Annotated in this window: 13 protein-coding genes; 10 read left to right on the top strand and 3 right to left on the bottom strand. The window is 41.6% G+C overall.

What is annotated here, in order from left to right; genetic code table 11:
• Nucleotides 1-15 precede the first annotated feature (15 nt).
• Nucleotides 16-3,057 (top strand): hypothetical protein, encoded by a 3,042-nt coding sequence (locus tag MSI_RS00705; protein WP_009102618.1) that lies wholly within the window; start codon nt 16-18, stop codon nt 3,055-3,057.
• Between the two features lie 88 nt (nt 3,058-3,145).
• Here the strand turns inward: MSI_RS00705 and MSI_RS00710 are convergent, their stop codons facing one another.
• From MSI_RS00710 to MSI_RS00720, 3 genes are all read right to left on the bottom strand, one after another.
• Nucleotides 3,146-4,552, bottom strand: coding sequence for an ATP-dependent 6-phosphofructokinase (locus MSI_RS00710; protein WP_009102620.1), 1,407 nt, complete (start codon nt 4,550-4,552; stop codon nt 3,146-3,148).
• Nucleotides 4,553-4,843: 291 nt separating this feature from the next.
• On the bottom strand, nt 4,844-5,782 hold the full coding sequence (locus MSI_RS00715) for an AEC family transporter (RefSeq protein WP_009102623.1): 939 nt from the start codon (nt 5,780-5,782) through the stop codon (nt 4,844-4,846).
• Between the two features lie 34 nt (nt 5,783-5,816).
• Nucleotides 5,817-6,284, bottom strand: a complete 468-nt coding sequence (locus tag MSI_RS00720) for a small multi-drug export protein (protein ID WP_009102625.1) — start codon at nt 6,282-6,284, stop codon at nt 5,817-5,819.
• A 113-nt stretch (nt 6,285-6,397) separates the two neighbouring features.
• Here MSI_RS00720 and MSI_RS00725 point away from each other — a divergent pair, with 113 nt between their 5' ends.
• The 9 genes from MSI_RS00725 (at nt 6,398) to MSI_RS00765 (ending at nt 19,297) form a co-directional block, all read left to right on the top strand.
• Complete coding sequence (locus tag MSI_RS00725) at nt 6,398-7,813, top strand: hypothetical protein (protein ID WP_009102627.1); 1,416 nt, start codon at nt 6,398-6,400, stop codon at nt 7,811-7,813.
• 306 nt (nt 7,814-8,119) lie between these two features.
• Entirely contained in the window at nt 8,120-10,219 is a 2,100-nt protein-coding gene (locus MSI_RS00730; protein WP_009102630.1) for a glutamine synthetase III, read from the top strand.
• Nucleotides 10,220-10,457: 238 nt separating this feature from the next.
• Entirely contained in the window at nt 10,458-11,204 is a 747-nt protein-coding gene (locus MSI_RS00735) for an RluA family pseudouridine synthase (RefSeq protein WP_009102632.1), read from the top strand.
• Between the two features lie 59 nt (nt 11,205-11,263).
• Nucleotides 11,264-12,187 (top strand): omptin family outer membrane protease, encoded by a 924-nt coding sequence (locus MSI_RS00740; protein WP_255324443.1) that lies wholly within the window; start codon nt 11,264-11,266, stop codon nt 12,185-12,187.
• Between the two features lie 74 nt (nt 12,188-12,261).
• Nucleotides 12,262-13,275, top strand: a complete 1,014-nt coding sequence (locus MSI_RS00745; RefSeq protein WP_009102637.1) for a LacI family DNA-binding transcriptional regulator — start codon at nt 12,262-12,264, stop codon at nt 13,273-13,275.
• A 237-nt stretch (nt 13,276-13,512) separates the two neighbouring features.
• The gene (locus MSI_RS00750; protein ID WP_009102639.1) at nt 13,513-14,847 is read left to right on the top strand and encodes an ABC transporter substrate-binding protein; all 1,335 of its coding nucleotides are present in this window, start codon (nt 13,513-13,515) and stop codon (nt 14,845-14,847) included.
• Between the two features lie 168 nt (nt 14,848-15,015).
• Nucleotides 15,016-15,942: a carbohydrate ABC transporter permease gene (locus tag MSI_RS00755; protein ID WP_009102641.1), complete on the top strand. Its 927-nt coding sequence runs from the start codon at nt 15,016-15,018 to the stop codon at nt 15,940-15,942.
• The gene (locus MSI_RS00760; protein WP_009102643.1) at nt 15,942-16,784 is read left to right on the top strand and encodes a carbohydrate ABC transporter permease; all 843 of its coding nucleotides are present in this window, start codon (nt 15,942-15,944) and stop codon (nt 16,782-16,784) included. The genes MSI_RS00755 and MSI_RS00760 overlap by 1 nt, the downstream gene beginning before the upstream one ends.
• A gap of 26 nt (nt 16,785-16,810) precedes the next feature.
• Nucleotides 16,811-19,297, top strand: a complete 2,487-nt coding sequence (locus MSI_RS00765) for a GH36-type glycosyl hydrolase domain-containing protein (RefSeq protein WP_009102645.1) — start codon at nt 16,811-16,813, stop codon at nt 19,295-19,297.
• The last annotated feature ends 20 nt before the right edge of the window (nt 19,298-19,317 follow it).

Here is a 19,317-nt window from a genome sequence, read left to right on the forward strand (position 1 = left end):
GATATTATTATATCCATGAAAAAAGGAAAAATTGCAAAAAGAACAATCGCGTTTTTTATTCTGCAATTTTTCCTTTTTTGTTTTTATGCCCCCTCTCTTTTTGCGGGCGAAATGATAAAGCCCCGCATTATCTATCAGCTCAAAACAAAATACTTCAACATTCTTTATTCAAAGGAAAGCACAGAAACTGCAAAACTGCTTGCCCAGAAGGCAGATGCCCTTTACGAAAATGCCGCCGAATTACTTTCGGCAGACAAAAATTATGAAACTCCCATCGTAATCACTCCGGATTCAGATCTTCTGTCTGTAACCTATACTGCTTACCCCTATAACCGTATTGTCGTAAAGGAGGGTCTTCCTTCTACCGCCGGCAAAACCTACGAAGACGAGCTGCTTACACTTTTTAACAGCCAGATTTTTAAGGCAACTGCGGCATCAATAAAAAGTCCCTTTAATAAAGTCCTTTCAAATTTCATGACCTGGTGGCAGCCAGTCGAAGTTCTTAACCTTCCTTTTTCTGCTCTGGATGGCGTTTCCTATTTAGACCAGATTTTGACCGGAAAAGGCGAGTACAACGACGGATATTTTCTGCAGGTGCTTTCTCAGGCTAAGGTTGAAGGGAACTTTCCTTCCTGGCTTCAGGCTGGTGCCGCTTCCAACGCCTATTCAGACACCCATCTTGCGGTAGCTGCTAATTCTGCTTTTGCCGCCTATCTGATTGGAACTTATGGCATAGAAAAATATTCAGATTTCCTGCATGAATGTGGAAAAATTAAATTTCCCCGCCTTACAAAGGGCATTTTCAAAAAGGTTTATAATAAAAAGCTTGATGATGAATGGAATGTCTTTAAGGAGATGATTCCCCTTCCGGAAAAACTGCTTGTAGAAGAGACAGAAGGCGGACTTTCCCTGATTCAGAGGATTTTTTCTACCAGCGACGGCACTTATAAAAATCTTCTTTCAACTCCTTATGGCTTTGTCTATTATGATTCTATAAAAAACGAAGTCCTGCTTGCAAAGGAATACAAAAATCCCATAAAAAACAGGCCGGAATTATTTAAGTATCATCTTTTATTTGCAAAGGATGTTACAAAACTGGATCTTTCGCCCGATGGCCGCTATCTTCTGATCTGCTGTAACGAAACTTACTATCGGGAAAATTTTGTCCTTCCAAATGTCCGCTTTTATGATTTAAAAAGACACTGCCTGCTTACAGGAAAATTCAGGCTTCGTGATGCAGCCTTTGTTGCTGGCACAGACAAGCAGCTTTATGTAGCAGGAATTAATTCTTCAGACAAAAAAGCAGCCCTGGAAGTTTATGATTTTGAAAGTAGGAAGAAAGGGCAGAAGAAGAAAGTTCCTCTTTATAAAAAGGTTTTTGCCCCTGACGTAAGTCTGGAAAGTCTTTCTTTCTGCGGGCCGGATAATTTTATCTGTCTTTTAGGGCAGGGCGAAGAAATTTCACTTTTGAAAATCAATATTTCGGACTTGGAAACTGAAATTGAAGATAAAGAAAGTCTCTATTATCTTTTAAACGATAAGGATAAGGCCTTTAAGCCTAAAAATCTTCGTTTTTCAGCCGGTGCTGCCCCTGAAAATCAAAAGCTTACCTTTGAGTTTGTAGACCCTCAGGCTCATTCCTTCACTCGCCTTGGAATCATAGAATTAAATGAAGCATTTGAGCCTGTAAGCCTTAAGCTTCAGCAGAATGATATTTCAGGTGGTCTTCAAAGTCCTGCCATTTCTGACCACCTGATTTATTTTTCTCGATCCTTTACAGATCACGATGAAATTGCCTATATAAATCTTCCTTTTATTGAGTTTACGGAAGGAAAAATTATCAAAAAAAATCCGTTGCCAGAACTGGACACTTTCGATCAGCCTGCTCCTGTGACTCTGGAAGAACTGAGAATAAGCTTCCCTCACACCCGCTATTATCCTCTTAAATATGCCTCTGCGGGTGCCATGTATCCTTTCTTCCCGATTGCTTCCTTTGATTATAAAAATGACGTTGTACTCTGGCCGGGACTTGGTATTTCCTATACAACAAATTCTGACCCCTATGATAATACGACAATCATGGCCTCTGTAAGTTTTGGTCTTTCTCAGTATGGAATCGAAGATTTGGGAAAAAACTTTGTAGATGAAGTTGACCGCATAATCCAGAACTTTAAGAAATTCAAAAATGATATAAGCTTTGGAACTCTTATAAAAAATACTTCAACGCCTCTTGATTTGAGTTTTGGCTCAATTTTCAATTTTTCAAGCAGCGGAACTTATGCCTGGAAATCTCTTGCCGGTGCAAGCTTTAAACTCCCTTTTATCTTGAATATGAATGCTCTGGAGTTTAATTTTAAGCTGCAGTATATTGCTTCTTCAATGTATCTGGGCTTTGACGAAAGTAAAGTTCACCCGGATTTGACTCATTGGCCCTCTCTTTCCGCTGCCTATCATTTTACCGAGATATATGCCAATGTAAATTATTCAAATATCCACCAGGATGGAAACAGCCTTTTTGAAAAGTTCGGTTTTGCAGGCGGAATAACTACCATTGCCGATTTTGAATCAATTTTCGACAGGGTTAGCCGATATACAGTCGGTTTTGACAGCTCTGTAGCAATTCCCCGTCTTCTTCCTTTTGATGATTATCAGGGCCTGGTCTTCTGTCTGCCGGCAGAAGCCTTCTGCGAAGCTTTTGTTACAGAAGGTACTGCCTTCAAAGTCGGCGGTCAGCTTCTCCTGCTTGGAAAAGAAATTAAAAATGGCCTTTATCCAGTTTTTATTTCCCGAACCGGAATCTATGCAGGTTATTCTTTCAACCTGAATTATGACACTAAAACCCAGCAGCAGCCTGATATAAGGAATCTGTCAAATTACTGGGATACCTTTAACCGCGCAGAAAAAGTTGATGATATTTACCTTAAAGTGATTCTTGATATCGTTCCCGTTATCGGAACTCTTTCCAACCAGAACATGCGGACAGAATTGCAGCTTTCCTATCTGCCCCGAATCAATAACTTTAAGCTCTATGTCGGCATATATATGAATTTTGACTAGGCTGGCCAAGACTGAATTAGGGTAAAAAAAATCCCGCGATTAATTACCGCGGGATTCCTGCACTAGCCGGGTTAACCCCAGCTATTGCTTATTTACCTTTTTTCTGCTCGCTTGGTTTAGACTTAGCACCAGCCAGAGCAGCTGCCATCTTTTCCTTAGCCTTTTCAATGTCGTTTACCATCAAAATTGGCTGACCTGTAGCATCCAGAGCATCGCGCCAGAGTGAACCTTCAGGATCAACAGCGTTGCGGTGAGCTGTTACAGCCTTAATTGGCAGGTGAACGAACTTGTCGTGAACCAGACCGATTACACACTTTGTTTTACCAGCCATTGCAGCGTGAACGGCGTTGTTTCCAAGACGCTCACAGTAAATTGAGTCAGCAGCTGTTGTAACAGAAGCGCGAACCTGGTAAGAAGGATCGATATATTTAAGGTTGATTTCGATATTCTTTTCTTTGAAGTATTTTTCAATCTGAGATTTAAGGAAGAGACCAATATCAGAAAGTTTTTTGTTTCCAGAAGCATCAGTAGCGCCAGTGCTTTCAAGCAAGTCCTGACCGGCACCTTCAGAAACTACGATTACAGCGTGACCGCGTTTTGCAAGACGGCGTTCAAGGCAAGCAAGGAAGCCTTTTTCACCTTCCATTTCAAATGGAACTTCAGGAATCAAACAGAAGTTTGTTTCGTGGCTGGCCAAAGCAGCTTCAGTTGCAATAAAGCCTGCTTCACGACCCATGATTTTTACAAGACCAATACCGTTAATCTGGCTTGCAGCTTCCATGTGAACAGCAGAAACAGCTTCCTTAGCGCGCTGAACGGCAGTTTCAAAACCGAATGAACGGTCAATGAACATAAGGTCGTTATCAACAGTCTTTGGAATACCAACTACTGCGCATTTAAGACCGCGTTTTTCAACTTCGCATGCGATATCATAAGAACCGCGCTGAGTACCGTCACCACCAATAATAAAGAGCATATTGATGTTGTCGCGCTCAAGACAGTCAACGATTTCAGAAACACGCTGTCCACCACCACGGCTGGTACCAAGATAAGTACCGCCAATCTTATGAATTTCATCAATTAAATATCTGTCCAGATCAAGAGGAGCATAACCTTCCTCTGCAAAGAATCCGTGGTAACCAAAGCGGTAACCTTTTACAGTTTTTACGCCGTAGCGTGTATTCAAACAGCGAACGATAGCACGAATAACGTCGTTCAAACCAGGGCAGAGACCACCGCAGGTACAAATGCCGGCACGAACATGAGCCGGGTCAAAATAGATTTTTTCACGAGGACCGGCTTTTTCAATAAGATTTGAAGAATCCAAAACGATTGGTTTTGATGTATCATAAACGTTAATCTGATTGATAACGTAAGAGTTGTCGTTTACATAGTTAGCTGTTCCGTCACCAAATACCGATGAAAGTTTTATAGGAGACTGTATAGAACAAGGTCCCAAATTTTCAATGGAAAAATCATATTTTTCTTCAGCCATAGCCTACTCCTGTGTAAGGCGGCCGGTCAGAGCCGCCGGTGTTCTATAGCAAAGCGTTAAAAAAAATTGTGATTCAGCAATTTTTTAGCTTTACTTATCTGTTTGCAATTAAGATAGATTATCTTTTATAGAAGAATTTTTCAAGTGAGCTGGGTGAACTCTGCAATTGGAGTAAAAAGTATTATAGAGTTGTAAGTAAAACTTGGCGGAGGGAGAAGTCTCTCCCTGCGCCCGCACTTCGTTGCGTGCTACCCTCTCTGCGGGGAGTTCCCCGCAACGCCCCCGATTTACTTACTTCAGTAAATTCTCTGCCAGAGCAACAAAGGCCGGCACAGAAAAAATACAGAGTAAGCTCGAAACCGACACTGTCAAACTTGCATAAGCGGCATCCTTGTCAAAAAGTGCTGCAAGTCCCGGAACGGTTGTCGCAGCAGGACAGGATGCGCAGATTAAAACTACAAAAAGAATTGTTCTTGCATCGCTTACGTTTAGGTTCATTTTCCAGAAGGCAAAAATAATCAAAAGTGCAATAAAAGGACACAAAAGAAGGCGTCCAAGAACTGCCTTGATAAGGCGAAGTGTATATTTAGAAGAAAAATGGAAATCAGCAAAAAGAATTCCAACCATAACCATGGCAAGGGCTGTGTTACAGTCGCCTATCATTTTAATCGGGCGGATTATTGGCTCCGGCAGGGTAAAAGGCATCAAAAAGAGGAAGATACCGAATACAGCACTCAAAATTACCGGATTCACAATGATTTTTTTAAGACTGATAGTTCCGCTCATCTGGTAAAGACCCCAGGTCCAGGCCAGAATGTTGAAAACTGTCAGGTAGCCCATTAAATAGAAAACTCCTGCATTTCCCAGCGTTCCCTTAATCAGAGGAATGCCGATAAAGCCGCAGTTTGTAAGCACCATGGCAAGGCGGTCAATGTGATTGTAAGAACGGTTTTCTGCATTTTTTGAGTGAGTCAAAAGGAAGGAAACAAAAATCATCGAAAGATGGATGATTAAGGCAATCAGGGCTGCAAAAAGAAAGCGGCGGAATTTCTGAGCGTCGTATTCCATATTGAAAGAATCAATGATAAGGCAGACATTTACAAAATACAAAAGCAGTTTGCTCAAAAATTTCTGCTCTTTATCACTTACTTTTACGATTCTGGCAAAAACAAAGCCGGCAAGCGCAATAAGTGCCATCACAATAAGCTGATTCAAAACTAACTGATACATAAATTACCTCTATATTAATACTGCAAATAAGCAGTTACATCACAGCTTTAAAAAGTCCGAAGGAACCTGCCATCATAATACAGCCAGCAAGAAGAAGCCCCAGCATTACGGCAAGAATGGTTTTCTTAAAACTTATATCCAGAAGACTGGCCGCAAGAGTTCCAGTCCAGGCTCCTGTTCCCGGAAGAGGAATGCCTACAAAAAGAATCAGGGCAATAAAAAGTCCGTTACCGGCTTTAGCCTGAAGTTTTTCTCCGGCATGACCACCTTTTTCTAAAAAGAAGGTACAGATTTTTCCTGTAAAGCGTTTGTCCTGTCCCCATTCCAGAAAACGGCGGGCAAAAAGATAAATAAAAGGAACTGGAATCAGGTTTCCCAGAATACAAACCAGATAGGACTGCACTACCGGCAGCTGCAAGGCTTGAGAAACCGGAATTGCTCCACGCAGCTCAATCAGGGGAATCATGGAAATAAAAAATATCCAGAGATAGTTTTTAAGCATAGGGGCATTATATATTTTTTTAATTTCTTTTGCCAATTTCTTTTTTCTTTACTGTATAGAATGCCGTGTTATAATATAGAAGATTCTCTTAAGACAGAGTTCAGGAGGCGCCTATGCGACGTTATTTAAATCGTTTTTTTACTGAACTTGCAGCCCTTTTTCTTTCATGCCTTTTAATTTCCTGTTCAGCCCTTTTTAATTCAAGCGACACCGGTTCGGTAAGTTTTTCTCTTTCCAGCGACCAGCTCCGCGCTATAGTGGCTCAGCCTCAGTCTGCCCGCACTCTTATGCAGGAAAATGAACCAATTACTGAAGATGAAGGTGAACTTAGGCATTTAGTTTTACAGCTTGCTGTTTACAGTTATGATTTTCAGACTTTTAAATCAGGTCAATTAAGATATTCCTATTATGAGATTGAAGCAGGAGTTCAAAAATCTGTAACTCTTGATGAAATTCCTGTAGGTCAGTATGCACTTGTTGCTTTGCTTTATCAGGATGAATCGATGATGGGTGATTATATGAGTGATGGTATTGAGCCTTACTACATGCGTCGACCATTGTATTGCGGAGCTGAAGAAAGCATTTATGTAAATTCAGGAAGTCAAAGTGTTGCAGTCACAATGATAGATTTTAGGGGAGCTTTTATAAAAGGTTTTGACCCGGATTATAAAGAAATCCCATATTATGATTTCCAAAGGTATCTGGAAAGTGCTGTAGGTACAGGAGAAGATTCAGATTTTGGACAGATGTGTATTTGTGCTTCTGAAGATAAACCTTTTTATGCCCTGCTTACAGAAAATTACGGAATAGTTTCTATTGGTCTTGTTGAAGGAAGTCCAAAGAGAAACTTTCCTATAAGAGAACTTGCAACAGTTAATTCTGACCTTTCAAATTTTGCCTTCTTAAAGGATACGAATGTAATTACGGTTGATGTAACAGCAAGTCCTTCAGAAACTGAAGGTTATTATGATATGACCTATGAAATTAATTTTCATGGAAAAACACTTGTCTTTAATGGAACTGAAGAATCCGGTGGCGATGAACCTGGTGGAGGTGGAGACGACCCTAGTGGAGGTGGTGATGAAGGTGAAGCAACTCTTAATATAGATATATATACAGATTCGCAGAGTGGAATTGATAAAATAACGATTCCTGCAAATGCTCGATGTGAACTTTCATTTAAAGAAATTGCTGGTATAACTAAAACTTCCGGTTATTGGGCTGGAGGAGAGTATACAATGGATTCTGTAATAGCATTAGATTCTGGTACATATAGAATACCTCTTTCTGTGGCAGCAATAACGTCTGCAGTTACGGCTAGTTGTTCAAGTGATAAAGAACAAGGAGAACTGGTTTTAGAGAAAATTATAGAAGCATCACAAAGTAGTGGAGTTGTTCATGCAACTTGCGTTATGGTAATTTACGATGCTAGTGGTACAGCTATATATAAGTCTGCAGATCAAAATGGTTTTGATTTTTCTTTGACTGGAACTTCTTTATGGCCTACAGTCATATATCTGCCAGACTAAAACTAGAAATTGTTGTTTTCCCCCGGCGGGAGCCTTGAGCAGCGCGGAGCGGTTGCGGCAAGAATTGCCGCAACTGACCGGTTTAGGGAACTGCGAAGTGCGACTGGGAAGGGAAACTCGCCTGAAATATTTAAGAATACTTCAAAAATTAACTCTGGCTGATTGACCAAAAGCCCATAAAATAGTAAAAATAAGCATGTTAAAGACGTCGTAGACAGTATTCAGATTCTTATCAGGGTACTTTCCACGACGTTTTTTTTTATTTAAGGCACTGCCTTTACGCACAAAAAGTTCCGGAGGACAAAGATGGAAAGTTCTGTAACTGAGATGTTCGGCGAAAACGTTTTCAATGAAGAAACAATGAGGGCGCGTTTACCGAAAGAGACTTTTAAGCAGCTGATGAAGACTATTCAGGGCGGCGAAAAGCTTGACCCGACTGTTGCGGCTGTTATCGCTAATGCCATGAAGGACTGGGCGATTGAAAAGGGGGCAACTCACTACACTCACTGGTTCCAGCCTTTGACCGGTGTTACTGCCGAAAAGCACGACTCTTTTATTGAGCCGACTAAAGACGGCCGTGTTATTATGGAATTTTCTGGCAAGGAGCTTGTTCAGGGTGAATCGGATGCTTCTTCTTTCCCTAACGGTGGTATTCGTGCAACTTTTGAGGCTCGCGGTTATACTGCCTGGGATCCGACTTCTTATGTATTCATTAAAGACGGAACTTTGTGTATTCCGACTGTTTTCTGTTCTTATACCGGCGATGCTCTTGATAAAAAGACTCCGCTTTTGCGTTCTATGGAAGCAATTTCTAAGGAAGCTCTCCGCGTTCTTCATCTTTTTGAAGGTAACGAAAACGTTAGCCGCGTAATTACAACTGTCGGCCCTGAGCAGGAATACTTCCTTGTTGATAAATCTGTCTGGGAAAAACGCGAGGACTTGATTTTTACTGGCCGCACTCTCTTTGGCGCTAAGGCTCCTAAAGGTCAGGAACTTGAAGATCACTACTTTGGTAATATTAAATCCCGCGTTCAGGATTTTATGAAGGATTTGAACAAGGAGCTCTGGAAGCTTGGTATCCTTGCTAAAACTGAACACAATGAGGTTGCTCCGGCTCAGCATGAGCTTGCTCCAATTTTTACGACTACTAACATTGCCTGCGACCACAATCAGCTTACTATGGAATTTATGCGTAAGACTGCCCGCAAGCACGGTATGGTTTGTCTTTTGCACGAAAAACCTTTTGCCGGTGTAAACGGTTCGGGTAAGCATAATAACTGGTCTATTTCTACTGATACTGGAAAGAACCTGCTCGACCCTGGAGCTACACCTGCTCAGAATGCTCAGTTCCTTTTGTTCCTGGTTGGTGTAATTAAGGCGGTTGATAAATATCAGGACTTGCTGCGTATTTCTGTTGCATCTGCCGGAAACGATCACCGTCTTGGTGGCAACGAGGCGCCTCCTGCAATTATTTCGGTTTTCCTTGGCGAAGAACTTACTGGTATTCTTGATGCTATTGAAGAGGGAAAACCTTACGGCGGAAAGGGTAAGCAGAAAATGCAGATTGGTGTTACTGTTCTACCTGAATTCAGCCGTGATGCTACTGACCGTAACAGAACTTCTCCTTTTGCCTTTACTGTTAATAAGTTTGAGTTCCGTTCTCTTGGTGCTAATGATTCAATTGCCCTTTGTAATACAATTTTGAACACCTGTGTTGCAGAAGTTTTGAGCGAATTTGCTGATGAACTTGAAGGTGCTAAGGACTTTACTAAAGAACTTAATGCCCTGATTTTGCGTACTATTAAAGAGCACAAGCGTATTATCTTTAATGGTGACGGTTATTCTGAAGAATGGGTTCGCGAGGCTGAAAAACGCGGTCTTTTGAATCTTCCTTCTACTCCGGAAGCTCTGGTTCACCTGCTTGATGAAAAGAACGTTAAGGTTTTCAAGAAGTTCGGTGTTTACTCGGAGACTGAGCTTAAGTCCCGCTTTGAAATCCACAACGAAAACTATTCTAAGATTGTTAAGATTGAAGCAGAAACCATGCTCGAAATGGCTAACAAGCTTTATCTTCCTGCTGCCAGCCGCTTTGGCCGCCGTCTTTCTGATGCAATTAATGCTAAAAAAGCTGCAAATGCAGGGGTAAATGTAAAATATGAAGAAAAGAATCTTGTCCGCGTTTCAGATTTGACCGGTCAGATTTTTGATAACGTTGAAGCGCTTGAAAAGGCTGTTGCTGAGGCAAAGAGTATTGAAGATGCATCAAAACTAGCCTTCTTCTGCCGCCAGCACATTCTTCCTGCCATGAATGCGCTCCGCTCTTCTGTAGACCAGCTTGAAGTTATTACGCCAAAAGACCTGTGGCCGGTGCCAAGCTACGGCGATGTGCAATACAGTGTTGTATAACGGCAATTTACTACAAGGTAATTTGCTCTGACATAAAAAATGGCGCGAGGGAACAGAGTGTGGAGCAAAAACACTCTGATTGTTGCGGTCGCGAAAGCGACCATTCCTATAGTTTCTCAGCAACAATCAGCGTGTAGCGCATTATTGCGCGGTTTTGCTTCATACTCTGCGACCGGGAGCCATTTTTTTTGTAAATGGCACTATTTAATTAGTAAAATATTTCCGTTATAATAAGCTTATGAAGAATTTCGATTACAGCGTTATTTACAGCGACGAAGACATAGTCGTTTTGAACAAACGTTCCGGCATCCTTATTGCTGCAGACCGTTACGACCCGGACGCTCCCCGCCTGGATTTACTTGCAGAAAAAGAATTCGGCAAACTTTACGCCGTTCATAGAATTGATAAAGATACTTCAGGCCTTATTATTTATGCCCGCAATCCAGAGGCTCATAAAAAACTTTCAATGCAGTTTGAAAAACGCGAGGTTCACAAAACTTACCATGCCCTGGTTTACGGCCATCCTCTCTGGCAGGATTTAAAAGTAAAACTTGCCCTCAAGCCGGATGGAGATGCCCGCCACCGTACAGTTGTTGATAAGAAATTCGGAAAGCCAAGTGAAACAGACTTTCATCTGATTGGAACCTGCGGCCAGTTCAGCTGGATAGAAGCAAAACCTCTTACGGGGCGCACTCATCAGATTCGCGTGCATCTTGCGGCTAACGGCCTCAGCATTGTCTGCGACCCTCTTTACAGCGGTAACCAGAAGCCCCTCCGCCTCAGCGAAATTAAGAAAAACTGGCGTGGTGATGAAGAAGAAGAGCGTCCTCTTTTGAAGCGCCTTGCCCTTCATGCCTATAAAATTGAATTTACTCATCCCAAAACAGGCGAAAAGGTAACCTTTACCGCTCCTTATCCGCGTGATATGGAAGCAGTCAGAAAGCAGTTTGCCAAGATTTACAGAGTAGACAGCACTGCAGAGTAAAACAGAGGTTTTAAGTGTCAGCTTCCAGCTTTTGTAAAAAGATAATTTTCCTCTCATTTGTGATTTTTTTCTTTGGAAAACTGTCTGCCTTTGAAATTTTTCAGTTTTCGGTAGCGCCCAAGTATGCATTGCAGAATGGACAGTTGAATGAGTATGTCTTATATACAAACGGACAGAAGCAGAGTGAATTGAACTGGGAAATCCAGAATATCTCTATGATTGGCCTTAATGCTACTATCGGCTGGGAAATGCTTTTACTGGAAGCAGATTGTATGTGGGGAATCCCAAAAGACAGTGGTGCCATGTATGATTCAGACTGGCTCAATACTTCTAATTATGGAATGAAAACTAATTATTCAGAAAGTGATAATAAAGTTAATTACCTTGGTGATTTGGGATTACGCTTTGGTCTGAATATAAAAACCTGGAACTTTCTGAATATCAATCCTTATGTTGGAATTGCCTACACCAGAATCAAATATACTGCGAACGGCGGTACTTACTGGTATGGAAATAATAATCTTTACCCCTATAATGATCCAGACCATTCCTCTTCAGGAACTTTTACTGGTGATGTAATTTCTTATGAACGGGAATTGTTTAATTATCTGCTTGGACTGAAATTAAAGTTTAATTTTTTGACAAGGTTCACAGTTTCTGCTGATTTTGGACTTTCTGTCTTTACCCAGATTAATTCTCTTGATCATCATATTTTGAAAGATGGTACCTCATCTCCTGCTTATTATCTTGATAAAATGCAGGGCTTTTTCAAAAGTTTTAATGTAGGAACAGAAGTAGATGTAAAAATCTGGAAAGGTCTTTCTGCCGGTGCCGGATTTAAGTTTGTTTACATAAATCAGCTTGTCGGAAATGATTATCAGAAGACAAGTTCAGAAACAAAATATTCTTTGCTTTCTACTGCTAATTCCGCTGCCGACGGCTACACCTGGAACGTAGAAGCCTTCGTCCGCTATTCTTTCTAAAAATCCCCTTATTTTTCTACAACGTTGTCGTAATTTTCTTTACAAAAGAGCCTTTTGGTGCTAATAATAGATTTATGGCTGAAGTTACTATTAAAGATATTGCTAGAGAATGCGGAGTTTCTTTTTCGGCGGTAAGTAAAGCGCTGAAGGAGAGTCCGGAAATCAGTGCGGCTACCATAGAACTTGTGCAGAAAACTGCAAAAAAAATGGGCTACCGTGCAAATGCCGCTGCCCGTAAACTGCGCACAAACCGCTCTTACGACATAGGCGTTATCTTTGAAGATGCAACAGAAAGCGGACTTCAGCATCAGTACTTTGCAAGCATTTTTGATTCCTTAAACATAAACGCAAATCTTAACGGCTATAACATCAGCTTTTTGAACAGCGTAAATCGCGAAAAAGATTCTTACCTGAGTCAGGCTAAATACCGGGGCTTTGACGGGGTTGTTATTGCCAGCACAAACGATTATCACCGAAAAGACATTCAGGAACTCATTCATTCAGATATTCCGGTCTGTCTTTTGGACTATACTTCGGAAAACGACTGTTCTTCTGTACTCAGTGATAACGAAAACGGCATAAAACAGATGCTGAATTACCTTATTTCCAAGGGACATAAGCAGATTGCCTACATTTACGGAGACAGCACCGACGTTACAAACGTCCGCCTGGACACTTTTTACGATGTAATGCGGGAAAATAGGCTTCACGTGCCAAAGGAATATATCATAAAAGGCATTTATCACGATACAAAATCCAGCGAAGAGGCTACCAAAAAACTTCTGGCGCTGAAAAATCCTCCTACCTGTATTATGTTCCCAGATGATTTTGCCTATCTTGGCGGGCTCAAAGTTCTTCATGAACATAATCTGGTGCCGGGCCGCGATATCAGCGTTGTCGGTTACGACGGTATCTTCCTTTCTTCAGTTCTTACTCCAGCCCTCACAACCTATGCCCAGAACGCAAAGGAAATCGGGCGGCAGCTGGCAATGCTGCTTATTCAGCGCATAGAAAATCCTGCCCTGGATGTTCAGATTGTCCGTGTAAAAGGCAGCATCCGTGAAGGCGAAACCGTCCTTTCAATATAAAAAATTCCACAAAATTTACTAAATTTTTCTTGACACCTGGTAAAAAAACGGTAATATATAACTGTAATTAACTACAACGTTGTAGTTACGCAAAATAGCAAATCCGTTAAAAAATGAGCTGCGACAGCGGGTCATTTTAGGATTTTCGAGAAGAATGCGTTCGGGCGAGACTTGCGAGCCCGTTGCAATAAAAAAAAGGAGTCTTTTGTCTCCGAAACTAAAAAAAGGGGTAACTTTATGAAAAAGTTAGTATCTGTAGTTGCTGCTGCAGCTATGGTTGGTCTTGCAGCCTTGTCTATGACAAGTTGTGGTGCTGCTAAATCAAAGGCACAGGGTAAAGTTCTTAACATCTGTGTTTGGAATGAAGAGTTCCAGTCACGCTTCAATGATTATTTTGCAAAAGCTGGCCTTGTACCGGAAGATGTAAAGGTTAACTGGATTATCACACCTAACCAGGGTAACGCTTACCAGAATAAATTGGACGAGCTTCTTCTTAGCCAGGAAAATGCTCCAGCTGATGAAAAAGTTGACTTGTTCCTTGTAGAAGCTGACTATGCTTTGAAATATGTTGATTCTCCATATGTATTGGACGTAAAGAAAGATATCGGTCTTACAGACGCTGACCTTGCTAACCAGTACAAATACACCAAAGACGTTATGACAGACTCAAAAGGACGCCTTCGTGGTGTAACATGGCAGGCTTGTCCAGGTGGATTCGTATACCGCCGTTCAATTGCTAAGGCTGTTCTTGGAACTGATGATCCTGCTGAAGTTCAGAAGGCTCTTGGTGACTGGGACCGCTTCGATGCTGTTGCAGCTCAGGCTAAAGCAAAAGGCTACTTCATGCTTTCAGGTTTTGATGATGACTACCGCGTATTCAGCGACAACGTTACAACTCCATGTGTAAAAGATGGAAAAATCAACGTTGATGCTCAGATCCGCCGCTGGGTAATGCAGACTAAAGAATACACAGACAAGGGTTACAACAACAAAGCTAACCTCTGGTCAAATGAATCCTTCAAGGGTGCTTCAAAGAACGGTAAAGTATTCGGTTACTTCGGACCAGCATGGTTCATCGACTTCTGTCTTGCTCCTGCTACTTTGGATGATCCAAATGCAGAAAAGAAACTTGGAAACGGTTCTTACGGTGACTGGGCATTCTGTATGGGTCCACAGGGCTTCTCTTGGGGTGGTACCTGGATTTGTGCAGCAGCTGGTTCAGACAACGTAGATTTGATCAAGAAAATCATGTACACAATGACTTGTGATAAAGAAACAATGGTTAAGATTGCTAAGGAAGCTTCTGACTTCGTAAACAACGAACCTGCTATGCGTGAAGTTGCAGCTTCTGATTACCAGAACCCATTCCTGGGCGGTCAGAACCACATCGCATTGTTCCTTGATTCAGCAAAATCTATTTCTAAGGCTACTATGACTCCTTATGATCAGGGATTTGCTGAAAAAATCCAGGGTGCTATGGCTGATTACTACAACGGAGACGTTGATGAAGCTACAGCATGGGATAACTTCTATAAGTCTTTGAAAGAACTTTATCCTAACTTGCAGAAATAGGCTAAAGTCGATTTCATAGAATTTGCAGGGCGGAATGATAAAGAGCATCTTCCGTTCTGTTAATCACCTCCTATTTGCTGCCTGAAGAGTCCTCCAACATTTTCTTTTTAGGCAGCGTTTTTTTTGCACTTTATTTGAAACGATTAAAAGGTTAGAGGAGCTATCCTGATGGCTAATGAAAAAGTTAAGAAAACAAGAAAAATTAATTACAACAACTGGGGTTATTTTTTTATCGCTCCCTTCTTTGTTGTATTTATAATTTTTCAGCTGATTCCGCTTATCTCTACAATTGGAAACAGTTTTTTTGAAAATTATCGCGTGGGACTTATGCAGGTAGGCCCGACATTCAACGGACTTGCAAACTTTAAGACAGTTCTTTTTGAAAGTGATGTTCCCCGCTACGCTATGAACACACTGATTATGTGGATTTTGGGTTTTGTTCCTCAGATTATTCTTTCCCTGCTTCTTTCTATCTGGTTTACTGATACAGAATTAAGCCTTAAACACACTCAGTTTTTTAAGACTGTAATTTACATGCCGAACTTAATCATGGCTTCGGCTTTTGCAATGCTGTTCTTTGTAATTTTTGCAGACGGTGGTCCTGTAAACAGCATTCTTATGAACATGAATTTGATAAATGATCCTATTCGTTTCCTTGTTAAAACTAAGTCAGTACGCGGACTTGTTGCCTTTATGAACTGCCTTATGTGGTACGGAAACACAACACTGCTTCTTATGAGCGGTATTATGGGAATTGATAACTCAATTTTTGAAGCTGCACGAATCGACGGCGCTAATCCGGTTCAGGTTTTCTTTAAGGTAACCCTTCCTCAGTTAGCACCGATTCTGGTTTACGTTGTAATTACTTCTTTGATTGGTGGTATTCAGATGTTCGATGTTCCTCAGATTTTGACAAATGGTGAAGGAACTCCAAACCGCACTTCTATGACTTTGATTATGTACCTGAACAAACACCTGTTCAGCAAGAACTACGGTCTTGGTGGTGCTGTATCTGTAATCCTTTTTGCAATCACAGCTGCTTTGAGCGGAATTGTCTATAAGTTCAACATGCAGTCATACAAGAGAGGTAGATAATGAAAAGAGCAGCTTTAGCAACAAGACGTTTTATCTGTTATTTTGTTTTGATTGTACTTACATTCCTTTCTCTGGCTCCGTTTGTACTTTTAATTTTGAACTCTACAAGACTTCATTCTCAGCTGGTTAAAGGCTTCAGCCTGATTCCGGGAACTTTCTTCTTTAAGAACCTGGGTAACCTTCTTGCTAATGACAATATTCCTATCCTTACAGGTTTGTGGAACAGTATTATTGTTTCTGTATTCAATGCCTTGCTTTCTGTTTACTTCAGTGCAATGACTGCTTACGGAATCCACATGTACAACTTCAAGGGAAAGTCAGTCGTATTTAAGTTCATCATGGCTATCATGATGATTCCGACACAGGTTACAGCCCTTGGTTTTGTAAAACTTGTAACAGGAATCCACATGATTAATACCTTGTGGCCTTTGATTCTTCCTGCAATTGCAGCCCCTGTAGTTTTCTTCTACGTTTTGCAGTACATGGAATCAGTTTTGCCTTACTCAATCGTTGAAGCAAGCCGTGTAGACGGATGTAACGAGTTCCTTACTTTCAATGTAATCGTTCTTCCAATGATTAAACCTGCTCTTGCAGTTCAGGCAATCTTTGCCTTTGTAAGTTCATGGAACAACTACTTTATGCCTGCTTTGATTATCAGCTCTAAGGCAAAAAAGACAATCCCAATTTTGATTGCCCAGCTTCGTTCTGCAGACTTCATGAAGTTCGACCTGGCTCAGGTTTACATCATGATTTGTGTTGCAATCATTCCGTTACTTATTGTATATCTTTTCCTCTCACGCTACATCATCGGTGGTGTAACATCGGGCGGAGTTAAAGAGTAATTTATAAAATTAGGAGAATAGATTTTATGAAATTCGGAAATTTCGATGACAAAAACAAGGAGTATGTAATCACAACACCAAAGACTCCATACCCTTGGATCAACTACCTTGGAAGCCAGAAATTCTTCAGCTTGATTTCTAACACTACTGGCGGTTATTCATTCTACACAGACGCACGTCTTCGTCGTCTTACACGTTACCGCTACAACGATATGCCGCTTGATAACAACGGACACTACTTCTTCATTAAAGACGGTGACACAATCTGGAACCCAGGCTGGCAGCCAACTCAGACTCCGCTTGATTCTTACGAGTGTCATCACGGATTCGGCTATTCAAAATTCATTTCTAAAAAGAATGATTTGAAGGCTGAAGCAGTTTACTTTGTTCCAAATACAGAAAATGCCGAAGTAGAAATGCTCACCCTCAAGAACGAAGGAAAATCAGACAAAACTGTAAGCCTTGTTTCTTTTGTTGAATGGTGTCTTTACAACGCATCTGACGACTGCCAGAACTTCCAGAGAAACTTCTCTACTGGTGAAGTTGAAATTGAAGGCAGCGCAATCTACCACAAAACAGAATACCGCGAGCGCCGCAATCACTTTACTTTCTACTGGTGTAACCAGAAAATCGACGGATTCGATACAGACCGCGAAACCTTCCTTGGACTTTACAATCCTATTTCTGCACCAAAAACTGTTGTTGAAGGAAAATCTGGAAACTCAGTTGCAGACGGTTGGTCTCCAATCGCTTCTCACCGCGTAAACCTTACTCTTAAGGCCGGTGAAGAAAAGACTTTGATTTTCGTTCTCGGTTACATCGAGATGGATAACGACAAGAAATTCCTTTCTGAAGCAGACAAAAAGAAGGCTCTGGATGCAGGACTTTTGCGCACAAACACAGCTTCTGGCGTAATCAACAAGGAAAAAGCATACGAACTTCAGAAGAAGTTTGATTCAAAAGAGAAGGTAGAAAAAGAACTTGCCGCTCTTAAAGCATTCTGGGATGAAACTCTCAGCCACTTCTCTATCAAAACTGGAGATGAAAAACTTGACCGTATGGCAGTTTGGAACCAGTACCAGTGTGTTGTTACTTACAACTTCGCTCGTTCTGCTTCTTACTTTGAGTCAGGAATTGGTCGTGGTCTTGGTTTCCGCGATACTTCTCAGGATATGCTTGGTGCCGCTCACCAGCTTCCAGCAAGCCGCATCCGCGAGCGCCTTTACGATGTTGCCGCAACCCAGTTTGAAGACGGTTCTGCTTACCACCAGTTCCAGCCTCTTACAAAACGCGGAAACGCTGATATCGGTTCTAACTTCAACGATGACCCGCTCTGGCTGGTTCTTGGTGTTGGTAACTACATCCGCGAAACTGGCGACGTTGACTTCCTTAAAGTTGATGTTCCATTTGATAACTCAGATACAAACAAAGCTACAATGTTCGAGCACCTTCGTCGTTCATACAACTACATCCCTAACCACATGGGACCACACGGCCTGCCACTTATCGGCCGCGCTGACTGGAACGACTGCTTGAACCTAAACTGTTTCTCTACAAACCCTAACGATTCATTCCAGACTTGTACAAACAAGGAAGGAAAGAATGCTGAATCTGTAATGATTGCTCAGATGTTCGTATTTGTAACACCTGACTATGTTCAGATGTGCCGCCTTATGGGTGATGAAGCAGAAGCTAAACGCGCTGAAGAACTCTGCAAGAAGATGGAAGAAGCTATCTGTACAGCAGGTTGGGACGGAGAATGGTATGTTCGCGCTTACGACGACGCAGGACATAAAATCGGTTCTAACGAATGCGAAAACGGAAAAATCTTCATCGAAAGCCAGGGCTTTGGTACAATGGCAAAAATCGGTAAAGATAAAGGCTATCCTGAAAAATCTCTGAACAGCGTAAAGAAATACCTTGATTCTAAATACGGAATCTGTATCCTTTGGCCAGCTTACCAGGAATACCACGTTGAACTTGGTGAAGTTTCTTCTTATCCACCTGGATACAAAGAGAACGGCGGTATCTTCTGCCATAACAATCCATGGGTTGTAATTGGTGAAGTTGTAAACGGACGCCCTCAGGACGCCTGGGAACACTACACAAAGATTGGACCAGCATGGGTTGAAGAAAAATGGTCAGATATCCACCGCACAGAGCCTTATGTTTACAGCCAGATGGTTGCAGGACAGGAAGCTCGCCGCGAAGGTGAAGCTAAGAACTCTTGGCTTACAGGTACAGCTGCATGGAACTTTGTTGCACTTTCACAGTACATCTGCGGTTTGCGCCCACAGCACGCTGGTCTGGAAATTGAACCACGCCTTCCTGAACACGTTAAGAACGCTGAGTTCACACGTAAGTTCCGTGGCGTAACCTACCACATCACTGTAGAAAACAAGAAGAATACAGGAGCTGTTTCGCTTGAAGTAAAGGGCGGAAAGGCAAATGGTCTGATTGTTGCTGCTGACGCTGGTGCTAAAGACGTTTACGTTAAGGCTGTAGTAGCTTAAGTTTTTCTTTAAGAATTACA

Origin of the sequence: Treponema sp. JC4 (genome assembly GCF_000260795.1) — a bacterium.
Lineage (GTDB): Bacteria > Spirochaetota > Spirochaetia > Treponematales > Treponemataceae > Treponema_D.

Bases quoted from the DNA above. Each gene is read 5' to 3' on its own strand.
- MSI_RS00705 (WP_009102618.1), top strand. From the start codon at position 16: ATGAAAAAAGGAAAAATTGCAAAAAGAACAATCGCGTTTTTTATTCTG.
- MSI_RS00710 (WP_009102620.1), bottom strand. From the start codon at position 4,552: ATGGCTGAAGAAAAATATGATTTTTCCATTGAAAATTTGGGACCTTGT.
- MSI_RS00715 (WP_009102623.1), bottom strand. From the start codon at position 5,782: ATGTATCAGTTAGTTTTGAATCAGCTTATTGTGATGGCACTTATTGCG.
- MSI_RS00720 (WP_009102625.1), bottom strand. From the start codon at position 6,284: ATGCTTAAAAACTATCTCTGGATATTTTTTATTTCCATGATTCCCCTG.
- MSI_RS00725 (WP_009102627.1), top strand. From the start codon at position 6,398: ATGCGACGTTATTTAAATCGTTTTTTTACTGAACTTGCAGCCCTTTTT.
- MSI_RS00730 (WP_009102630.1), top strand. From the start codon at position 8,120: ATGGAAAGTTCTGTAACTGAGATGTTCGGCGAAAACGTTTTCAATGAA.
- MSI_RS00735 (WP_009102632.1), top strand. From the start codon at position 10,458: ATGAAGAATTTCGATTACAGCGTTATTTACAGCGACGAAGACATAGTC.
- MSI_RS00745 (WP_009102637.1), top strand. From the start codon at position 12,262: ATGGCTGAAGTTACTATTAAAGATATTGCTAGAGAATGCGGAGTTTCT.
- MSI_RS00750 (WP_009102639.1), top strand. From the start codon at position 13,513: ATGAAAAAGTTAGTATCTGTAGTTGCTGCTGCAGCTATGGTTGGTCTT.
- MSI_RS00755 (WP_009102641.1), top strand. From the start codon at position 15,016: ATGGCTAATGAAAAAGTTAAGAAAACAAGAAAAATTAATTACAACAAC.
- MSI_RS00760 (WP_009102643.1), top strand. From the start codon at position 15,942: ATGAAAAGAGCAGCTTTAGCAACAAGACGTTTTATCTGTTATTTTGTT.
- MSI_RS00765 (WP_009102645.1), top strand. From the start codon at position 16,811: ATGAAATTCGGAAATTTCGATGACAAAAACAAGGAGTATGTAATCACA.